This is a genomic window from Streptomyces sp. NPDC101181, from assembly GCF_044767975.1.
In the GTDB taxonomy this organism is placed as follows: Bacteria; Actinomycetota; Actinomycetes; order Streptomycetales; family Streptomycetaceae; genus Streptomyces.
In genome coordinates this window covers 303,145-323,575 of the sequence record NZ_JBIWOX010000004.1, presented here as the reverse complement: position 1 = coordinate 323,575, position 20,431 = coordinate 303,145, and the positions used below count along the sequence as shown (strand labels likewise).

General features: G+C 71.7%; 14 protein-coding genes. 6 read left to right on the top strand and 8 right to left on the bottom strand.

From position 1 onward, the window contains the following. Positions 1-73: 73 nt before the first annotated feature. The 6 genes from ACIRRU_RS09830 to galE all read left to right on the top strand — a co-directional run bounded on the left by ACIRRU_RS09830 (position 74) and on the right by galE (position 10,628). On the top strand, positions 74-4,276 hold the full coding sequence (locus ACIRRU_RS09830) for an Rne/Rng family ribonuclease (protein WP_403678329.1): 4,203 nt from the start codon (positions 74-76) through the stop codon (positions 4,274-4,276). Positions 4,277-4,609: 333 nt separating this feature from the next. Next, positions 4,610-5,728 carry a DegT/DnrJ/EryC1/StrS family aminotransferase gene (locus ACIRRU_RS09825; RefSeq protein ID WP_403678327.1) on the top strand — a complete coding sequence of 373 codons (1,119 nt, stop codon included), beginning with the start codon at positions 4,610-4,612 and terminating at the stop codon, positions 5,726-5,728. Beyond that, the gene (locus ACIRRU_RS09820) at positions 5,725-6,750 is read left to right on the top strand and encodes a Gfo/Idh/MocA family protein (RefSeq protein ID WP_403678326.1); all 1,026 of its coding nucleotides are present in this window, start codon (positions 5,725-5,727) and stop codon (positions 6,748-6,750) included. The genes ACIRRU_RS09825 and ACIRRU_RS09820 overlap by 4 nt, the downstream gene beginning before the upstream one ends. Continuing rightward, on the top strand, positions 6,747-8,360 hold the full coding sequence (locus ACIRRU_RS09815) for a glycosyltransferase family 2 protein (protein ID WP_403678324.1): 1,614 nt from the start codon (positions 6,747-6,749) through the stop codon (positions 8,358-8,360). The genes ACIRRU_RS09820 and ACIRRU_RS09815 overlap by 4 nt, the downstream gene beginning before the upstream one ends. Before the next feature lie 4 nt (positions 8,361-8,364). Then, positions 8,365-9,651 carry a nucleotide sugar dehydrogenase gene (locus tag ACIRRU_RS09810; RefSeq protein ID WP_403678322.1) on the top strand — a complete coding sequence of 429 codons (1,287 nt, stop codon included), beginning with the start codon at positions 8,365-8,367 and terminating at the stop codon, positions 9,649-9,651. Positions 9,652-9,653: 2 nt separating this feature from the next. Continuing rightward, a complete protein-coding gene (galE, locus tag ACIRRU_RS09805) occupies positions 9,654-10,628 on the top strand; it encodes a UDP-glucose 4-epimerase GalE (RefSeq protein WP_403678320.1) in 975 nt (324 codons plus the stop codon). Positions 10,629-10,711: 83 nt separating this feature from the next. On the opposite strand, the gene ACIRRU_RS09800 is transcribed toward galE, so the two are convergent. The 8 genes from ACIRRU_RS09800 to ACIRRU_RS09765 all read right to left on the bottom strand — a co-directional run bounded on the left by ACIRRU_RS09800 (position 10,712) and on the right by ACIRRU_RS09765 (position 20,422). Beyond that, positions 10,712-12,832 (bottom strand): glycosyltransferase family 1 protein, encoded by a 2,121-nt coding sequence (locus ACIRRU_RS09800; RefSeq protein WP_403678318.1) that lies wholly within the window; start codon positions 12,830-12,832, stop codon positions 10,712-10,714. After that, a complete protein-coding gene (locus ACIRRU_RS09795; protein WP_403678385.1) occupies positions 12,829-14,205 on the bottom strand; it encodes a glycosyltransferase in 1,377 nt (458 codons plus the stop codon). Before ACIRRU_RS09795 ends, ACIRRU_RS09800 begins: the two co-directional genes overlap by 4 nt. Positions 14,206-14,316: 111 nt before the next feature. Then, complete coding sequence (gene wecB, locus ACIRRU_RS09790; protein WP_403678317.1) at positions 14,317-15,420, bottom strand: non-hydrolyzing UDP-N-acetylglucosamine 2-epimerase; 1,104 nt, start codon at positions 15,418-15,420, stop codon at positions 14,317-14,319. After that, complete coding sequence (locus tag ACIRRU_RS09785; RefSeq protein ID WP_403678315.1) at positions 15,417-16,628, bottom strand: acyltransferase family protein; 1,212 nt, start codon at positions 16,626-16,628, stop codon at positions 15,417-15,419. Before ACIRRU_RS09785 ends, wecB begins: the two co-directional genes overlap by 4 nt. 90 nt (positions 16,629-16,718) lie before the next feature. Beyond that, the gene (locus ACIRRU_RS09780) at positions 16,719-17,321 is read right to left on the bottom strand and encodes an acyltransferase (protein ID WP_403678314.1); all 603 of its coding nucleotides are present in this window, start codon (positions 17,319-17,321) and stop codon (positions 16,719-16,721) included. Between the two features lie 79 nt (positions 17,322-17,400). Next, positions 17,401-19,248 carry an FG-GAP-like repeat-containing protein gene (locus ACIRRU_RS09775; protein ID WP_403678313.1) on the bottom strand — a complete coding sequence of 616 codons (1,848 nt, stop codon included), beginning with the start codon at positions 19,246-19,248 and terminating at the stop codon, positions 17,401-17,403. Positions 19,249-19,343: 95 nt separating this feature from the next. Further along, complete coding sequence (locus ACIRRU_RS09770) at positions 19,344-19,844, bottom strand: hypothetical protein (RefSeq protein WP_403678311.1); 501 nt, start codon at positions 19,842-19,844, stop codon at positions 19,344-19,346. A 116-nt stretch (positions 19,845-19,960) separates the two neighbouring features. Further along, the gene (locus ACIRRU_RS09765) at positions 19,961-20,422 is read right to left on the bottom strand and encodes a hypothetical protein (protein WP_403678309.1); all 462 of its coding nucleotides are present in this window, start codon (positions 20,420-20,422) and stop codon (positions 19,961-19,963) included. Positions 20,423-20,431 lie beyond the last annotated feature (9 nt).

Here is a 20,431-nt window from a genome sequence, read left to right as displayed (position 1 = left end):
GCCGCAGCACAGCGGCCCGAGCCGGACCGGAATCAGACGCGGCGCCCGGGAGCACGACGGGAGAACCGCCCGCATGCCTCAGCCGAACGAACCCGGCACGACCGGGAACAACGAAGAGAACACCCCCGGGGACAAGCTGCCGCCGCGCCGCAGGCGCCGCGCCGCCTCCCGCCCCGCCGGTCCGCCCGGCGCGGCCGGGACGCCCGCCGCGGACCTCGCTCCGGCCATACCGGCCGCCGAGTCCGCCGCCCCGGCGGTGGACGACACACCCGACGCCCCGGTCGCCGAGACCGCCCCGCCCGCCCGCACCCGCCGCCGCGCCGTCCGCAAGGCCGCCGCGCCCGCGGGCGCCCCCGCACCGGTGGAGCCCGCCGAGGCCGCACCGGCCCCGGTCGCCGCCGCACCCGACGCGCCCGCCGTGGCGGAGCCTGACGCGCCCGCCGAGGCCGCGCCGCGCACCCGCCGCCGCGCGGTCCGCAAGGCGACCGCCCCGGCCGGCGCCCCGCAGTCGGCCGAGGCCGCGGCGGAGTCCGTCCCCGAGACCGGGACGGCGGCCGCCGACGAGACCCCGGCGCCCCGCCGCCGTCGCGCCTCCCGCAAGGCCTCCGCGCCCGAGAGCGCCCCGCTGCCCGCCGAGACCCCCGCCGAGGCCGAGCCCGCCGCACTCGCCGAGCCCGCCGCGGAGCCGGACACCGCGGCGCCCGCCGCCGAGGCCCCGCGTGGCCGCACCCGCCGCCGGGCCTCGGCCCCCGCCGGTGCGCCCCAGGCCGCCGCCCCCGTCGCCGAACCGGCCGCCGAGCCCGCACCGGTCGCCGAGCCCGCACCGGTCGCCCCCGCCGCCGAGGTGGAGGCCGCGGCGGAGACCTCCGCCCCGCGTGTCCGCCGTCGCGCCTCGCGCAAGGCCACCGCGCCCGCCGGAGCCCCCCGGGCGGAGGACGCCGCGGCGGAGTCCGCCGGGACCGGCGAGAGCCTGCCCGCCGCGGTCGCCGAGGAGTTGGCGGCCGAGACCGACGAGGTCCAGGAGGCGGCCCCGCGCGGCCGCCAGCGCCGCCGGGCCACCGCCGCCGCGGGGAGCCCCGAGTTCACCGCGAAGGCGCAGGAGCCCAGCCGTAAGGACCGTCGCGCGACCCGCCCCGCGGTCGCCGTCTTCCAGGCGCCGGTCTTCGCCGAGCCCATGTTCCAGACCCCCGAGACGGCGGCCGCCGCCGCTGCCGCGGCCGGTTCCGCCGCGCCGTACGACGAGGTGGACGAGGCCGAGGAGCAGCAGACCGCCGAGGCCGAGCAGAGCCCCGCACCCGCCGAGGCGGCTCCGCAGGGCGGCTCGCGCCGCCGTCGCCGCCGCCGTGGCGAGGCCGTCGAGGCCGAGCAGGCCGCCGAGTCCGCCGTCGTGGTGGAGGAGCCCGTAGAGGCCGAGACGGACGCCGAGCAGGAGGGCGAGGACACCGACGAGTACGGCGACCGACCCTCGCGCCGTCGCCGTCGCGGTGGCCGCCGCCGCCGTCGCGGCGAGGCCGGTGACACCGACGAGGCCGAGCAGAACGCGGACGACGCGCGGACGCCGTCCCCCTCCGACGAGGCCCGCGCCGAGGACGAGTCCGCCCAGGAGCGGGACGCCGAGGAGAGCGACGAGGACGACGACTCCGCGGCCGCGTCCGGGTCGAGCAGCAGCCGCCGCCGTCGCCGTCGCCGGCGTCGCAGCGGAGACGGGGCCGCCGACACCGACAACGGCTCCGACGACCCGGAGCGTACGGTCGTCAAGGTCCGCGAGCCCCGCAAGAAGGAGGAGCGCGAACCGGGCACCGGCTTCGACGAGGTCCAGTCCATCAAGGGGTCGACCCGGATGGAGGCCAAGAAGCAGCGCCGCCGCGAGGGCCGCGAGCAGGGCCGCCGCCGCGTCCCGATCGTCACCGAGGCGGAGTTCCTGGCGCGCCGCGAGGCCGTCGAGCGCGTGATGGTCGTCCGGCAGAACGGCGAGCGCACCCAGATCGGCGTCCTCGAGGACAACGTGCTCGTCGAGCACTACGTCAACAAGGAGCAGTCCACCAGCTACGTCGGCAACGTCTACCTGGGTAAGGTCCAGAACGTCCTGCCGTCGATGGAGGCCGCCTTCGTCGACATCGGCAAGGGCCGCAACGCCGTCCTCTACGCCGGTGAGGTCAACTTCGAGGCGCTCGGCATGGCCCACGGGCCGCGCCGCATCGAGACCGCGCTCAAGTCCGGCCAGTCGGTCCTGGTCCAGGTGACCAAGGACCCGATCGGCCACAAGGGCGCCCGCCTCACCAGCCAGGTCTCGCTGCCCGGCCGCTACCTGGTCTACGTGCCCGAGGGTTCGATGACCGGGATCAGCCGCAAGCTGCCCGACACCGAGCGCTCCCGCCTCAAGACGATCCTCAAGAAGATCGTCCCCGAGGACGCGGGCGTCATCGTGCGCACCGCCGCCGAGGGCGCGAGCGAGGACGAACTGCGCCGTGACGTCGAGCGGCTCCAGCAGCAGTGGGCGGACATCCAGAAGAAGGCGAAGGGCACCAGCGCCTCCAACGCGCCGACGCTGCTCTACGGCGAGCCGGACATGACCGTCCGGGTCGTCCGCGACATCTTCAACGAGGACTTCTCCAAGGTCATCGTCAGCGGCGACGAGGCGTGGGAGACCATCCACGGTTACGTCGCGCACGTCGCGCCGGACCTCACCGAACGACTCTCCCGCTGGACCTCCGAGGTCGACGTCTTCGCGACGTACCGCATCGACGAACAGCTGATGAAGGCGCTGGACCGCAAGGTCTACCTGCCCAGCGGCGGTTCGCTGGTGATCGACAAGACCGAGGCGATGGTCGTCGTCGACGTCAACACCGGCAAGTTCACCGGCCAGGGCGGCAACCTGGAGGAGACCGTCACCAGGAACAACCTGGAGGCGGCCGAGGAGATCGTGCGCCAGCTGCGGCTGCGCGACCTCGGCGGCATCGTCGTCGTCGACTTCATCGACATGGTGCTGGAGTCCAACCGGGACCTGGTGCTGCGGCGTCTGCTGGAGTGCCTGGGCCGGGACCGCACCAAGCACCAGGTCGCCGAGGTCACCTCGCTGGGCCTGGTCCAGATGACCCGCAAGCGGGTGGGCCAGGGTCTGCTGGAGTCCTTCTCCGAGACCTGCGTCCACTGCAACGGGCGCGGCGTCATCGTCCACATGGAGCAGCCGACGGCCCCTGGTGGCGGTGGCGGCGGCAAGAAGTCCCGCAAGCGCGGCCGGGGCTCCTCGGGCCAGGATCACGAGCACGGCCACGAGCACGCTCACGACGAGGCCCCGGCCGAACCCGCCGAGACGGAGACCGAGGCCGAACTGGCCGCCGAGGTCGCCGCCCCGGTGGCCGTGGAGTCCGGGACCACCGCCGACGAGGAGTTCTACAGCAGCCCCGCCGAGGCCGAGGCGGCCGCCTCGCGCCGTGGTCGGCGCCGGGCCTCCCGCAGGGCGTCGGCCCCGGCCGGCGCGCCCACCGCGGAGGCGCCCGCCGAGGCTGCCGCAGCCGACGCCGCGCCCGAGCCGGTCGCGGAGACCCCGGCGACGGAGGCCCCCGTTCCCGGAACCCCGGTGGCGGAGACCCCCGTTGCCGAGGCTCCGGCCGAGGCCGCGCCCCAGGGGCGTACCCGCCGCCGGGCCACCCGTAAGGCGTCCGCCCCGGCGGGCTCGCCGAAGCAGGCCGAGGCCGCCGAGCCGGTCCAGCCGGCCGAGCCCGCCACGGATCCGGTCGCCGTCGAGGACCCGGTCGTCGAGGCCCCCGCGCCCCGGGCGGCCGAGACCGAGAAGGCTCCCGAGGCCGAGCCGGTGGAGGCCCCGCAGGCGGCCGCCCCGCCGCGTGCCCGCCGCCGGGCGACCCGTAAGGCCACCGCACCGGCGGGCTCGCCCTCCGGTACGGACGAGGCCGCCGTGGTCGTGGTCGCGTCGCCGCCCGAGGACCAGGAGGTCTCCGTGAACCCGGAGGCGTCCACGGGCTCCGGCTCCGAGGCTCCCGCGGCTCAGGCCCCGGACGCCCCGGAGGCCGCTTCCGCGGACGGGTCCGCGGAAGCGGCCCCGGCGAAGAAGACGGCCCGTAAGGCCGCCGCCAAGAAGGCCCCGGCGAAGAAGGCGGCGGCCAAGAAGACCGCCGCCAAGAAGACGACCGCGAAGAAGACGACGGCCAAGACGGCCGCGAAGAAGGCGACGAAGAAGACCGTCGCCGCCGAGCAGTCGTCGCCTTCCGTAACCGCCTCCGCGTCCTCGGCGGAGGGCGAGCAGTCGGCCGGCTGACGACGCCGTAACCGGTCGTTCACTTTCAGGTGTCCCGCTCCGAGCGCAGGGGAGCGGGACACCTGCTTTGTTTCAGAACTGATGCAAGTCCCGGTTAACGGGTCCGAAATGGGTCGGGAAATCCCTGATAATGTGACGACGGTTGCCATACCTGGGAGTTTTCTGAACGAAACTACAGGCGGTGACCAGGCCCGGTGACGATTCCGACCGGACCAGATTCCTCGGCAGGGCGTCGGCATAACGCCGGTGGGGTTACGCGCGACCTCGTAGGGCGCCCCGCACCTCAGAGCTCTGCCTGGTAACGAGCTCTTGCGGTGTTCAAGGAGGACGTCCATGACGAGCATCAACGAGCAGCCGATCCCTGCTGCCCGTCCGGTCATCGGAGAAGACGAGATCGAGGCGGCCGTACGCGTGCTGCGCAGCGGTCGCGTCGTGCAGGGCCCGGAGGTCGCGGCCTTCGAGGAGGGCTTCTCGCGGCTGGTCGACGGCCGGCACTGCGTCGCCGTCAACTCGGGCACCTCGGCCCTGCACCTGCTGCTCCTCGCCCTGGGCATCGGACCGGGCGACGAGGTGATCGTCCCCTCCTTCTCCTTCGCGGCCTCTGCCAACGCGGTCCGCCTGGTCGGCGCCGACGTGGTCTTCGCCGACATCGAGCCCGGCAGCTTCAACCTCTCCCCGGCCGCCGTCGAAGCCGCGATCACACCGCGCACCGCCGCGATCATGCCGGTCCACCTCTACGGCCACCCCGCCGCGATGGACCGGCTCATGCCCATCGCCGAGAAGCACGGGCTCGCCGTGGTCGAGGACGCCTGCCAGGCCCACGCGGCGGCGCTGAACGGCACCCCCGTCGGCGCGTTCGGCTCCGGCGGGACCTTCAGCTTCTACCCGACGAAGAACATGCACTCCCTCGAGGGCGGCATGGTCTCCACCGCCGACGCCGAACTGGCCCGTACCCTGCGCCTGCTGCGCAACCAGGGCATGGAGCAGCGCTACGCCAACGAGATCGTCGGCGCCAACATGCGGATGACCGACGTCTCCGCCGCCGTCGGCCGCGTACAGCTCGGCAAGCTGGACGGCTGGACCGAGCAGCGCCGCGCCAACGCCGCCCACCTCGACGCCCACATCACCGCCCCCGGCGTCACCACCCCGCCGGTCGCCGAGGGCGCCCGGCACGTCTACCACCAGTACACCGTGCGCATCCAGGGCGACCGGGACGCCGCGATGGCCCACCTCACCGAGGCGGGCGTCGGCAACGCGGTCTACTACCCGACGCCGATCCACCGCCTGAAGCCCTACTGGGAGCCGGACCAGAAGGCGGGCCGCACCTGGGACCTGCCCGAGACCGAGAAGGCCGCCGCCGAGGTCGTCTCGCTGCCCGTGCACCCCTCCCTCACCCGGAACGACTTGGAGCGCATCGTGACCGCCGTGAACTCCCTGGGGGAGAAGCTGTGAGTGCCGTACTGAAGGCCGGGCTCGTCGGCCTCGGCTCCATGGGCCGCAACCACGCCCGTGTCCTCGCGGGTCTGGAGGGCGTCGAACTGGTCGGCGTCGTCGACCCGATGGGCGACAAGAACGGCTGGGCCCAGGGCGCCCCCGTGCTCTCCACCGTCGAGGAACTGCTCGCCCTCGGCGTCGACTACGCCGTCGTGGCCTGCCCGACCGCACTGCACGAGCAGGTCGGCCTCCAGCTCGCCGACGCCGGGGTCGGCGCCCTGATCGAGAAGCCGCTCGCGGACACCGTCGAAGGCGCCCGCCGCCTCGTCGAGGCCTTCGAGTCACGCGGCCTGGTCGCGGGCGTCGGCCACATCGAACGCTGCAACCCCGCACTCCTCTCCCTCCGCGCCCGCCTGGAGTCCGGCGAGCTGGGCGACGTCTACCAGGTCGTCACCCGCCGCCAGGGCCCCTTCCCGCACCGCATCGCGGACGTCGGCGTGGTCAAGGACCTGGCCACCCACGACATCGACCTCACGGGCTGGGTCACCGGCCAGACGTACGCCTCGATCGCCGCGCACACCGTCTCCAAGTCGGGGCGCGCCCACGAGGACATGGTCTCCGCGGTCGGCCAGCTGTCCGACGGCACCATGGTCAACCACCTGGTCAACTGGCTGAGCCCGCTCAAGGAGCGCTTCACCTCGGTCACCGGCGAGCGCGGCTGCTTCATCGCCGACACGCTGACCGCCGACCTCACGTTCCACTCCAACGCCGCCGTCGCCACCGAGTGGGAGGCGCTGCGCGCCTTCCGCGGCGTCGCCGAGGGCGACATGATCCGCTACGCCATCCCCAAGCGCGAGCCGCTGCTTGTCGAGCACGAGCTGTTCCGCGACGCTGTGCAGGGCAAGCCCGCCGACATCTGCACACTGCGCCAGGGGCTTCGTACGGTGGAGGTGGCGGCGGCCGTACTGGAGTCCGCGACGTCCAGCACCACGGTGCGGATCACGACGGGCAGCGAAGAGAAGCAGGGATCGAATAGGTGACCAGACCCGATGTCACGGTCGTCGTAGCCGTCTACAACACGATGCCGTACCTCACCGAGTGTCTCGATTCGCTGGTGGGCCAGAGCATCGGTCTTCAGCGGCTCCAGGTCGTCGCGGTGGACGACGGTTCGACGGACGACAGCGGTAAGGAGCTCGACCGCTTCGCCGAGCGGTACCCGGACGTCTTCACGGTCGTTCACCAGCCCAACTCCGGCGGTCCCGCGGCTCCCAGCAACCGGGCGCTGGAGCTGGCCACCGGACGCTACGTCTACTTCATCGGCTCCGACGACCACCTCGGCGAGGAGGCGCTGGAGCGCATGGTCTCCTACGCCGACGCGCACGAATCCGACGTGGTCATCGGCAAGATGGTGGGCACGAACGGGCGTTACGTCCACCAGAAGCTGTACACCGGAAATCGCGACGTCACCCTGGCGGATCCCGATCTCCCTTTCACGCTGTCCAACACCAAACTCTTCCGCCGGGAATTGGTGGAGCAGTACGGGCTCCGCTTCCCCGAGGACATGCCGGTCGGAAGCGACCAGCCGTTCACCATCGAGGCCTGTGTCCGCGCCCGGAAGATTTCCGTGATCTCGGACTACATCTGCTATTACGCGGTCAAGCGGGGCGACGCCAGCAACATCACCTATCGCGCGGACCACGTGGCCCGGCTCCGCTGCACCGGCCGGATCATGGAGCACACGGCTGCTCTGATCCCGGCCGGCCCCCGGCGGGACGCGGTCCTGAAGCGGCACTTCGACTGGGAGCTCTCCAAGCTCCTGCAGAAAGACTTTCCCGCCCTCGACCTCGCCACCCGGCGCGAGGTGAGCGAGGGCGTCGGCGCGCTCGTGGACACCTACCTCACCGACGGCCTCCGCGACGGCACCGGGGTCAAGCGCCGGGTGCGCTTCGGCCTGGCCCGCAGCGGTGCCGTCGGGGAACTGACCCGCGCCATCGCGGACGAGACGGCGCACGGCGCGCCGCCCTTCCTGCTGGAGGGCGAGCGTGCCTTCGCCCTCTACCCCGGCTTCCGCGATCCGGCCGTGGGTCTGGACGAGCGGTGGTACGAGGCGACGGAGTCGGTCTCCGGCCGTCTCTCCGCCGGCACGCGGCTGCGCTCCGCAGCCTGGGACCAGCAGGGCGAGGAGATCTCTCTCGTCGTCGGACTGCGCACCGGCGTCACCGGCGACACGTCCTCGGCCGTTGTCGCCCTCGCCCAGGGCGCCCTGCCGCAGAGTGCGGACAAGGCCGGTGCGCGCAAGCTGCCCGGGGACGTGCCGCGCCCCCGGCGGAGCGGCACGCTCACCGCCGAGGCCGACGAGGAGGGCGGGGGTACCCTGCTGACCGCCCGCATCCCGCTGGCGGCCGCGAAGTCCAAGCGGGGGCTGCGCCTCTACGTGGACGTGGCGGGCTCCACGTACGAGATCCCCGTCCGCACCGACGGGCTGCCGATGCCGCTGGCGCGACGCTGGGGGAGCACGAACCCGCACCGGGTCGCGGCGGACCCGAACACGAAGGGCCGGCTCGTGATCACGACGGCCCCCCTGTGGGAACCGAAGTCCGGCGTCGGCGCGCGGCTGCGCCGGACGCTGTCCAGGTCGAAGAGGAAGTAACCCGATGAACATCTGTGTAGTCGCGCTCGGCAAGATCGGGCTTCCGCTCGCCGTGCAGTTCGCCGCCAAGGGCCACCAGGTCATCGGCGCCGACGTGAACGAGAAGGTCGTCGAGCTGGTCAACGCGGCCACCGAGCCGTTCCCCGGCGAGCACGACCTGGACGTCAAGCTGAAGGAGACCGTCGGCGCGGGCCTGCTCTCCGCCACCACGGACACCACGGCCGCCGTCGCCGCGTCCGACGCCGTCGTGGTCGTCGTCCCGCTCTTCGTGGACGCCGAGGGCACCCCGGACTTCGGCTGGATGGACGCCGCCACCAAGGCCATCGCGGCGGGCCTGAAGCCCGGCACCCTGGTCAGCTACGAGACCACGCTCCCGGTCGGCACCACCCGGACCCGCTGGGCGCCGATGCTGGCCGAGGGCTCGGGCCTCACCCCGGGCGAGGACTTCCACCTGGTCTTCTCGCCGGAGCGGGTGCTCACCGGCCGGGTCTTCGCCGACCTGCGCCGCTACCCCAAGCTCGTCGGCGGCATCGACGAGGCGTCCGCCGCCGCGGGCGTCGCCTTCTACGAGGCCGTCCTCGACTTCGACGAGCGCGAGGATCTGCCCCGCCCGAACGGCGTCTGGGATCTCGGTACGGCGGAGGCCTCCGAGCTGGCGAAGCTGGCCGAGACCACCTACCGGGACGTCAACATCGGTCTGGCCAACCAGTTCGCCCGGTTCGCCGACCAGAACGACATCGACGTCAAGAAGGTCATCGAGGCCTGCAACAGCCAGCCCTACAGCCACATCCACCAGCCCGGCATCGCCGTCGGCGGTCACTGCATCCCGATCTACCCGCGGATGTACCTGTGGAACGACCCGGAGGCCACCGTCGTGCGCTCGGCGCGGGAGGCCAACGCCGCGATGCCCGCGTACGCCGTGGACCTGCTGGCCGCCGCCTACGGCGACCTGGACGGCGTCGGGGTCCTGGTGCTGGGCGCCGCCTACCGCGGCGGCGTCAAGGAGGCCGCGTTCTCCGGCGTCTTCGGCGTCGTGGAGGCCCTGAAGGCACGGGGCGCGGTGCCCTTCGTCTCGGACCCGATGTACACGCCCGAGGAGCTGACCGCGCTGGGCCTCGTCCCGTACGACAGCCACCAGGCGGTCACCGCGGCGATCCTCCAGGCCGACCACGCCGAGTACCGCGAGCTGTCCGCCGCCGACCTCCCGGACGTCCGCGTCCTGGTCGACGGCCGCCGCACGACGGACCCGGCCAACTGGGCGGGCGTGCGCCGCGTGGTCATCGGCGGCTGACGATGACCTGGCTGATCACCGGCGGCGCCGGCTACATCGGATCGCATGTGGTCGCGGAACTGGCCGGGGAGGAGTCCCTCGTCGTCCTCGACGACCTCAGTACCGGACGCGCCGACCGCCTGCCCGAGGGCGTCCCGCTCGTCGTGGGCTCGGTACTGGACCGGGACCTGCTCGACAAGGTGCTGGCCGATCGCGCGGTGACGGGCATCGTGCACATCGCGGGCAAGAAGCAGGTCGCGGAGTCCGTGGAACGACCGCTGTACTACTACCGCGAGAACGTCGACGGACTGCGTACCCTGCTGGAGGCGGCCGTCATGGCCGGGGTCCGGCGCTTCCTGTTCTCCTCCTCGGCGGCGGTCTACGGCATGCCCGACGTCGACCTGGTCACCGAGCGGACCCCCTGTCTGCCGCTCAGCCCGTACGGCGAGACGAAACTGGCGGGCGAGTGGCTGGTGGCCGCCGCCGGCCGTGCGCACGGCATGGCGACCGCCTCGCTCCGCTACTTCAACGTGGCGGGCGCCGCCTCGCCCGAGCTGGGCGACGACGGGGTGTTCAACCTGGTCCCCATGGTCTTCGAGCGCCTGGAGGCCGACGAGTCGCCCCGTATCTTCGGCGACGACTACCCCACCCCGGACGGCACCTGCGTGCGCGACTACGTGCACGTGGAGGACGTCGCCTCCGCCCATGTCGCCGCGGCCCGCCGTCTGGCCCAGGACCCCGGGGCCGAACTGGTTCTGAACATCGGCCGGGGCGAGGGCGCTTCCGTGGCCGAGATGGTCGGCGTCATCCTCGATGTCACCGGCCGTACCGGCCTTCCCCCGGTCACCGCGGCCCGCCGCGCGGGAGACCCGGCGCGGGTGGTCGCCTCGGTGGACGCCATCGTGAAGGAGCTGGACTGGTCGGCCCGGCACGACGTACGCGCCATGGTCGAGTCGGCCTGGGCAGGGTGGCGCCTGCGGCACCCCGGGCCCCTCTGACCGGCGCCCCGCGGATACGGCGGAGGGCCCGCACCCCTTGTGGGGTGCGGGCCCTCCGCCGTATCGCGTGCGCGGAACGGTGGTCAGCCCAGGAACAGGTCGTCGAAACGCTTCTGGACGACGGACCAGTCCCACGTCCCGACCGCGTGGGCGGCGGCCTGCTCGCGGGCTTCGCGCCAGGACTCCTCGGACGCCGTCACCTCCAGGACGCGCTTCGCGGCCTCCTCGGGGGAGTCCACGACCCAGCCCTCCGGATAGAGCGTGCGGGCGCTGTGCGGTTTTCCGGCGTAGAAGGGCCAGTCGCGGACGACCGGTACCGCGGCGCTGGCCGCTCCCTCCATCAACCCCACGTGGCATCCCTCGCGGACCGACGAGCTGAGGATGACCCCGATGCCGGTGAGCGCGGCCGGTACGTCGTCGGTAGGGCCGAGACGCACGACGGCGCCGGACTCCTCCAGCGGCTTCAGCTCCCGCTGGAACAGCTTCAGGTAGTCGGCCGTGGCCTTGCTCGACTTCGGGTTCATGTCACTGCCCACCAGGAGCAGCCGGTAGCGCTCGTCGTGCTGACGCACGCGGTTGAGGACGTCCACGGCCCACCGCGGGTCCTTGGCGACCTGGCTGATCCCGACCAGGCCGAGGTTGAAGCGCGCGTCGGCGGACTTCGGAAGGCCGAACCCCTCCAGGTCCATGGCGTTGTCCAGCACGTGCATACGCGGTGCGGACGCCTCGCGCAGCTGCGGCACCAGAGAGGTCACCAGGTCCCGCACATGCGGGGCGACGAAGACGAGGTCGTCGATCCGGGAGAAGTCCGTCATGTGCGGCCAGCGGGTGAACGCCTCGTAGCTGTGCAGCCGCACGACGACCCGGGTGTCACCGGGGTCGATCGTGGTCAGCATGGCGGCCGGGCCAACCGACCAGTCGGCGAACACCGTGTCCGCCCAGTCGAGATGCGGCCGCATCAGCCGTTCCACGTCGGACTGGTACTCCGACGTGCCCTCGGACAGCCGGTCCTCCAGCATCTGGGGCGCCGCCCAGGAGATCTTCTTGAGCGGCTTGTGGGCGGCCAGGTCCAGGAAGCGCAGCTCGACACCGGGGTGGTTCTCGTACCGGTCGAGGATGTGCCGCAGGAAGTTGGCGTTGGTGCTGGTGGTCACCAGCAACCGCAGCGGCCGGTCCGACGGAGGGCTCTTGGGGGGCGTCCGCCTGCCGCGCGGCTGGGCGACGGCGCGGAAGGCGGCGGACTTCGTGAACGGCGCGACGAACCGCTCGGCGTCCCGGGCCAACGGCGAAGTCAGCTGGTCGATGTGCAGGACACGGTGGAAGGCGAGGGAGAGGGCACGGTGCAGCGGGACCGACGCCTCCTCGTACGCGCCCTTGGCGTACCGCTCGTCGGCGTGCGCGAGATGCCCCTCGACGGCCTTGCCGAGCTCCCGCGGGCTGATCCCCTTGGAGACCTCGGTCATGACGCTCTCATGCAGCAGCTGTGCCTTGAGTTCCGGGTCGGGAATCCTGGCGGCGGCGGCACTGAGCGCTATGGCCGCTCCGCTGATCCGGCCCGCTTCCTCCATCCCCTCGGCCACATACCGCGACGCGGAGGCCCTGACCGTCCCCGGCATGCCGGGGACGGTCACGGCGGAGCGCCAGAGCCTGGCCCCGACCGTGGAGCGCATGACGGGACGCGCGGTGGCGGTGCGCATCACCGTGGCGGGCAGACCGCTGATGGAACGCCGTACGTCCCGGGCCACGGCACCGACCGGAGGCAGCGCCGCGGAGCGGACCGCCCCGCCCGAGACGCGTTCGACGGCACGCAGGGCGGGCGCGATGCCGAAGTGCGCCTCCGCCGTGGTGTTGTACTGGGCGAGCCGCCAGACGGTGTAGACGGCGCCCGGGTCCAGAGCGACGATGACATGGGCCGTTCGGGCCTGCCGTCGCAACCAGCGGTCCCGCTGGGCCTGCATCCACACACGCATGCCCGCGGGGGACTTCCTCGCCTTGCGGCGCATGGCGGAGCTGCGCTTGCCCAGACCGCGCGGCAACTGGCGGAGTCCGTCCAGTTCGGCCTGGGTGAGCTCCTCCTGGACCGCGGCCAGGTTGAACGTTCCGGCGAGGTACACCCGGGCGCCCCGGTCCCGGAACTTCACCAGGGAGTCGGTGAAGACCCCGAGTTGGGGTCTCTTGGTGGCGATGAACAGGACGTCGGTCACGACGCGGGTCCTCCGGTGACGATCGGCTTCTCGGGAAGGGCGGCCGTGCTCCCGACACCGGCCGTCCGGGGCTTGTCCTCGGCGAGCCGGTCGACCAGTTCGCGTACCGCCACGGTCATGAGCGACTCGCGGGTGTACTGGTCGGCGTGGGCCATCGCCTCGGCGTGGGCCTCCTCGCTCGTCTCGACCGCCAGATGCGCGGCGCGGACGAACGCCTCGGTCATGCCCTCGACGTCCAGACCCACGGCCCCCGTCCACAGCGGGTGGCCCCGCAGGACGTTGGACGCGTCGTGTTCCACGACATGGGCCGACACGATCGGCAGACCCGTCGCCATGTACTCGTAGACCTTGCCCGAGGTCACATAGCGCCCCCCGATGAGGATGAGGACCATGGCGTCCCAGCGCGCGTAGATCTCGGCCACTTCGGCCTTGGAGGCAGGCCCGCCGAAGTGGACCCCGTCCGCCTCCGCCTCCTTCAGTATCTCCGTGTGCCGGGTGGCCCCGCGGCCCGCGCCGTTGCCGATGTGGCCGCGTACCTCGAAACGGGCGTTGGCCAGCAGGGGCTCCCGTTCACGTGCCGCGCGCCAGGCGTCCAGCACGGTCTCCAGGTGCGTCGCGGTGAAGTTCACCGTGCCGAGGTAGCCGAAGGTCAGGCCCGCTTCGAGGTCGGGCTTGTGGGCGTGGCCCGGCGAGCTGTCCGCGTCGTAACCGTTGCGTACGACCCGGACGCGGTCGGCGAACTCCGGGTAGCGGGCGCGGTAGTGGTCCGCGATCGGGTCGTTGACCACCCAAAGCGAGACCGCGTGGTCGAGGATCTTCTGTTCCCAGCGGCCCAGCTCGGAGTCCTTGGAGAAGGCGACCGTGCCGTCGATGACGTCGATGGACCAGCCGTCGCGGAAGTCGACGGCGTACGGGACGCGCGCCTCCTCCCACAGCTTCCAGGCGGCGGCCAGATTCACGTACGGGACGCAGCTGGCGAGCAGGAGGTCCGCCGGGTGGTCCCGGTGGATGTCCAGCGCCGTCTGCTCCAGGACCGCACGCCATTCGCCGAAGCTGGCCTCGGGGAAGGTCTCGGCCTGACGCTTGCGCAGCTCGGTGACCCACTTGGCTGGGCTCAGCGCCCGCGCTTCGTCGAAGCGGCGGATGTCGGTCTCCAGGTCCTCACGTGAGAGCGGCAGCTCGACCACTTTCACGCGGGGGTCGACCTGCTCCAGAAGGGTGAGGTCGATGCCGGAGTCCAGTTCCCACGATTCCTGGGCGATGGTCACCACGGTGACGTCCCAGCCGACGTTGATGAATTGGTTCGCGGTCTCGCGCATGCGGTAGGCACAGCTCTTGGCGGCCGGAGGGAATCCGATGGCGAAATAGATCAGATGAGGTCGCGTGCCTTTTGCGGGCAGCCCGGACCGGGGAGACGCTGACATAAATGGTGACGCTAGCACGGTGACATATACGTATTAGCGCCGAACATGGCGCTGCGCATGTCACGCGGACCGGCTGCCCCCTTTCCACTCTTCCATGATCCGGACGACGTTTTCCGCGGCATGCCCGTCGCCGTACGGCGTACCGGGATCACCCGCCGGAGCGGGGCGGGAGACGGTGGCGGCCCACTGGGCCGGGTCCATCTCGTGCGGGTCGGGTACCAAGACGTTCCAACCGGTGCGGACGGTTTCCACCCACTCGGTCTCGGGACGAATGGTCGTGGTGATCCGCTCCAGGAGGAACGCCTCCTTCTGGAGCCCTCCCGAGTCGGTGACCACGCCCGACGACGCGAGCACGGCGGCGATGAGGCCCGCGTACGGCAGCGGGCGGCCGACGTGGACGGCCCCTCTGGCCAGCTCGATGCCGTGCGCCTCGGCACGGGCCACCAGACGGGGATGGGCCAGGAGTGCGACGGGCACGGGCAGCCCCGCGAGCGCGTCGATGACCGCCGACAGCCGGGCGGGGTCGTCCGTGTTGTCCGGGCGGTGCAGCGTGGCGAGCAGGAACGGCTGCGAGGGGTCGATGCCCTCGGGCAGAGCCGGAGCCGGGTGCTCACCGGAACGCACGGCGTCCCGGATGCGGAGGCAGATGTCGACCATGACGTCCCCCGCCAGTTCGGTGCGGTCGGACAATCCCTCGGACGCGAGGTGACGTACGGCCTCCGCGGTCGGCGCGAGCAGCAGATCGGCGCAGTGGTCGGTCAGGACCCGATTGTGCTCCTCGGGCATCCGGCGGTTGAACGACCGCAGGCCCGCTTCGAGATGGGCCACCGGAAAATGCTGCTTCACCGCGGAAAGGGCCCCGGCGATGGTGGAGTTCGTGTCGCCGTAGACCAGCACCCAGTCGGGCTTCTCCGCTTCCAGGACCGGGTCGAGTGCGGAGAGCACCGATCCGGTCTGTACCCCGTGGCTGCCGGAACCGACGCCGAGGTGCACATCGGGATCCGGGATACCGAGACCCTCGAAGAAGACGTCCGAAAGGTCCGCGTCGTAGTGCTGTCCGGTGTGGACGATGACGTGCTGGTGATCGGTCCGGGCGAATGCCGCTGCCACAGGAGCCAGTTTCACCAACTGAGGGCGAGCACCGACGATGCTGATGACTTTCATTGCACGCTCTTCTTCTGAATCGCTTGACCTGGAGATGTGGAAAGGGTGTGCTCGCCCGGCCGGTGTTCACCGGGTCCCCGGCCCCCGCCGTCCACCGGGCGGGAGCGGGACGCTCCGCCCGGCCCCCGCCGACGAAGCAGGCGTTCGAGCGGATGTTCCACGCCATGGTAAGCAATCGCGGCCAGTGCCAAGCTCAGCACCAGGGTGGCGCCCCAGAAGCCCGCCGTCTCCAGCTGCCCGACCGGTTTGCCGAAACGGCCCGCCAGCGCTCTCAGCACGATCTCGTGGAAGAGGTACCAGGCGAACGACCACTGACCGAGCCTGACCATGACGGGCCCCGCCAGAGTGGTCCGCCGCCCTTCCACGTCGGCCGCCGCGGCGGCGGCGACCAGCATGGCGAAGATGGGGGCCGACAGCAGTTGGGACGCGCTGTACGGGCTGTACCACAGGCTGTCGGGCACGGCGCGTGACCAGGGGATGAGAGCGAGGTGCCAGACGAGTACAGCCCCCACCGCGAAGGGCATCCCGCCCGCCGGGCGCCAGCCCCGCTTCACCGCCAGCCCGGCGGCGACACCCAGGACGAACTGGAGGGTCCGGGTCGGCGGGAAGTAGTCGAGTGCCCACACCCGCAGCAGCGGGTCCGTGAGCAGAGCGCCACCCAGCCACACCCCCAGCGAGGCGACGCAGACGACGACCGCGACGGCCCCGCGGCCCCGCGGACTCCGCATCAGGGGAAGCGCCAGCAGAGCGGGGAACAGCAGATAGAACCAGGCCTCGTCGCTGAGCGACCAGGCGGCGGGGTTTCCGCCCACGAGATAGGAGCTTTCGGGCACCCAGGCGTTCACCAGGGCCAGCGTCGCCACGGCCCCCCGCAGGGAGAAGTCGGTGCCCAGCGCGCGCCAGACCGCCACGGACACGACGGTGGACACGGCCAGCAACGGCCAGATCCGGGCGAACCGACGCCACAGGAACACGGCCGTGGGCACGGTTTTGCCGTCATACGTCCACGCCAGTACGAAGCCGGACAGGACGAAGAAGAAGGTGACCCCGCTCCGTCCGTACCAGGTGACATCACTGATCCACGGAAGCTGACCGGCCTGCCGGGACAGGTGGTAGAGCACCACGGCCAGCGCAGCCCAGAAGCGCAGCCCGGTGAGCGAGTCCAGTCGGGAGTGCCCGGCGGCCTTCGATGCGGTGGCCCCCGCCATGCGCGTCACCCTCTTCTGTGCGGACGTATGAACCACGCGCGCGCGGCCATCACGCCCGTCACGGTGGAACGCCGGAGATCGGTCACGGTGTCAGACGGCCCGCTCGGAGAGAGACCCGTCCCTCTCCTCGTACAGCCCCCCGCTCTGCGGGCACTCCCACACGCCCGGCTCGCCCGCACGCTCCACCAGGCGCACCCCGTCGCGCCCCACCCAGCCGATCTGCCGGGCCGGGACGCCCACGACCAGGGCGAAGTCCGGGACGTCCTTGGTGACCACGGCCCCGGCCGCGATCATCGCCCACCGGCCGATACGGACCGGCGCGACGCAGACCGAGCGGGCGCCCAGCGAGGCGCCCTCGGCGACCGTCACACCGACGGCCTCCCAGTCACCGCCGCGCTTCTGCTTGCCGTCCGGGTCCACCGAGCGCGGGTTGTGGTCGTTGGTGAGGACGACGGCGGGGCCGACGAAGACGCCGTCGCCGAGTACGGCCGGCTCGTACACCAGGGCGTAGTTCTGGAGCTTCACGTTGTCGCCGATGCGGACGCCGGTCCCCACATACGCGCCGCGGCCGACGACGCAGCCCTCGCCGAGCCGTGCGCCCTCGCGGATCTGCGCCAGCTCCCAGACGCTGGAGCCGGCCCCGATCTCGGCGGACTCGTCGACCTGGGCGGTGGGCTGGACCCTGTAGTTCACGACATGCCTTTCGGAGAGCTGATGCGCCCCGAAAGCATAAGGGGGTCCGGCCCGCCGCCCGGCGCCTGGGACCGTTCGGTCAGACGACGCTGCCGGTCCAGTGCTTCACGGGGGCACGGACTCCGGTTCCGGTGCTGATGAAGGAGAACAGGCTGTCCACGCGTCGGCCGTCGGCCGACGTACCGGCGCGGTAGAGGACACCCACGTCGGACTTGCCGTCCTTGTCGAAGTCACCGGAGACCGGCTGGCTCACGTCCCAGTTGAACGATCCGCTGCTGGACCACACCTCGCGGGGCGCGGCGAAGTCCGTGCCATTGCTCGCGAAGGTGAAGAGCGCGGACTGGTGCACGCCCGCCTCCGTCGTACCGCGGTTGTAGAGGACCGCGACGTCGTCCCGGCCGTCCCCGTTGTAGTCGCCGGAGGTCGGCTTGGTGGCGTTCCAGTTGAAGGAGCCGCTGCTGGTCCACGTCTTGCGAGGGTTGTCGAAGTCGGCTCCGCCGCTGGTGAAGGTGTAGAGCGACGAGACGAACTTGCCGTCGGCGGAGGTGCCGCCGTCGTAGAGGACGGCGACATCGTCCTTGCCGTCCTTGTTGTAGTCGCCCGAGACGACCTTGCTCCTGCTCCAGGTGAAACTGCCGGAGGCCGTCCAGGTCTTCCGCGGATTGGCGAAGCCCGTCCCGGTGCTGGTGAAGGTGTACAGGGAGGAGACCTGGCCGTCGGCGGAGGTGCCGCCGTCGTAGAGGACGGCGACATCGTCCTTGCCGTCACCGTCGTAGTCGCCCGAAGTCACCTTGCTCTTGCTCCAGGTGAAACTGCCGGATGCGGTCCAGGTCTGCTTCGGCGCGCTGAACCCGCCGCCGGTGCTGGTGAAGGTGTAGAGCGACGAGACGGACCTGCCGTCGGCGGAGGTGCCGCCGTCGTAGAGGACGGCGATGTCGTCCTTGCCGTCACCGTCGTAGTCACCCGCGGTCAGCCGGCTCTTGCTCCAGGTGAAACCGCCCGGGGTGCTCCACACCCTCTTCGGAGCGGCGAAGCCGGTGCCGTTGCTGTAGAAGGCGAAGAGCGAGGCCCGGTTCTTGCCCTCGAGGGAGGGGCCGTTGTCGTAGAAAGCGGCGATGTCCTCCCGTCCGTCGCCGTTGAAGTCGCCGGAGACGACCTGCGACTCGCCCGGCAGCCCTCGGACCTGGGTGACCCAGTCGACGACGTCGTCGGTCCGGGTCTCCACGGCGCCGGCGCGGGTCTCGTCGGAACCGAAGCAGCCCGCCTGCCAGGAGGCGCTGTGGACGGCGGCCAGCAGGACCTTTCCGTCCCGCTCGCGCAGGGCGGGGCCGCCGGCGTCGCCCTTGCAGATGGCCCCGCCGTCGCGGGTGACCGACACGGTCGTCGCGTCCGTCGCGGTTACGGCGAACGAGCCGGCGTGCAGCCGGTCGGGCACCCAGGCTGTCGCGGTACGCCCGTAGCCCACGGCCCGCAGGCTTTCCCCCGCGACGGGTGCGGAGTCCGCCAGGACGACGGGCGCGATCTCGGTCACCGGCTGGGCGAGCTTGGCCATGACCAGGTCCCGGTCGGCGCGCGGGACGAGTTCGGTGACCTGGACGACCTTGCCACCGGTGCCGGTCAGGTCCGTCCGGCCGATGGTCGCGGTGGTCTTCAGCGCGGGGGCGCCTGTGGGTATCGGGTAGGCGGGCTGTCCGGCGGCCGCGAAGCAACTGCTCGCCGTCAGGATCCACTGGGCGTCGACCAGGGAACCGGTGCAGGCGCGCTTCGCGTCGCCCTCGCCGATGTCGAGCTTCGCGGTGAAGGCGTACGTGTTGTCGGCGACCGCGTCACCGACAACGGCCCGCGCCGGCGAGGAGAGGGTGAGGGCGCCGGCCGCTGAAGCAGCGGCGAGCCCGGCGATGGCCCGCATACGGCGGGACTGTCTCATGTGCACGTGTTGTCCTTGCTCATGGATAAGGATGGAAAAGATGGAGCCGCGCTCCGGCGTTCAGCGACGCCCTGGGACGGGGCCCTGACGGTGAGTCACGCAGACGTGGAGAGCTCCACAAGGACGTGGTCGCGGCCCTCGGGGTCCGCAGCCTCTCCGACGCCCTTCCATTCGTTCTTGGCGACGGAGATGTTCTGCTGGTCGTCCTCCGCCGTCAGCGTCACGTCGGTCGAGTACGAAGCCGCTCCCTTGATGCCGTAGACCGTGGGAATCTCCACGGTGAGGCGGCCGGTCGTCCCCGTCACGCGGAAGCAGACCCGGCCTTTGTCACGCGAGTACACCTCCAGGAAGCTGCCTCCGGAGGTGCAGTCCGCGAGGATGATGTGACCGTCGCCGCGCTTGAGGACGATGCCGAGCTCCGCCTCGATCCTGTCGGCGCCCGGGTAGGCAAAGCCCTCGACGGCGTACGGAGGAAGCTCCTCCGCGGCGGCCGCAGGTCTGTTCCGGGTGCCGTCGGCGTGGGCCACGGTGACGACCCCGGCGATGCAGGCGGCGGCTGCCACGCCTGTGGCGACCACGCGTCGCGCAAGCTTCATGATCAACGCTTTCCTTTCATGAGTATGTGTGCGTTGTCGCTGTGTGGAAATCTGGATCACTGGATCAAGGTCCCGCGTCTGAAGTCGGGTCGGTGTGTGGTGCCTGATTCCTCCCTCTATCCCGTAAGCCACCTAGCGCCTACCGCAGCCGCCACCGGTAGCACCAACAGCGCCATTCCCAGGACCGTCGGGAACGGCCCCCGGCTTCGTACGACCTGACGGACCGCGAACGCCTTCTGCAGCGCCGCGTCCACCCGCTCGCCCGGAAGGGGAGTGAGAACCCCCACCGCCGCGAGCGCCACCTCCCGCCATCGCAGCCGGCCCTCACCACGCGACGCGAGTGTCCAGGAGGACACCCAGTGGCGGAACGGTGCCAACGCCAGCACGACGCCCCAGAGAAAGCCCGCGCAGGTGGCGAGGACGGCCGGCCATGGCTGGTCGGCGAGGAGCCGCAGCGTCAAGGCCATGAGGACGGTCACCGGCAGTGGCATCGCGGCGATCCAGCGCTCCCGGCGCACGGGCAGCCAGCGCAGCAGCGCGCAGGTGAGCACGGCTTCGGGCACCAGCGCCACGAGCACCCACAGGGG

Bases quoted from the DNA above. Each gene is read 5' to 3' on its own strand.
- galE (WP_403678320.1), top strand. From the start codon at position 9,654: ATGACCTGGCTGATCACCGGCGGCGCCGGCTACATCGGATCGCATGTG.
- ACIRRU_RS09825 (WP_403678327.1), top strand. From the start codon at position 4,610: ATGACGAGCATCAACGAGCAGCCGATCCCTGCTGCCCGTCCGGTCATC.
- wecB (WP_403678317.1), bottom strand. From the start codon at position 15,420: ATGAAAGTCATCAGCATCGTCGGTGCTCGCCCTCAGTTGGTGAAACTG.
- ACIRRU_RS09785 (WP_403678315.1), bottom strand. From the start codon at position 16,628: ATGGCGGGGGCCACCGCATCGAAGGCCGCCGGGCACTCCCGACTGGAC.
- ACIRRU_RS09770 (WP_403678311.1), bottom strand. From the start codon at position 19,844: ATGAAGCTTGCGCGACGCGTGGTCGCCACAGGCGTGGCAGCCGCCGCC.
- ACIRRU_RS09810 (WP_403678322.1), top strand. From the start codon at position 8,365: ATGAACATCTGTGTAGTCGCGCTCGGCAAGATCGGGCTTCCGCTCGCC.
- ACIRRU_RS09830 (WP_403678329.1), top strand. From the start codon at position 74: ATGCCTCAGCCGAACGAACCCGGCACGACCGGGAACAACGAAGAGAAC.
- ACIRRU_RS09775 (WP_403678313.1), bottom strand. From the start codon at position 19,248: ATGAGACAGTCCCGCCGTATGCGGGCCATCGCCGGGCTCGCCGCTGCT.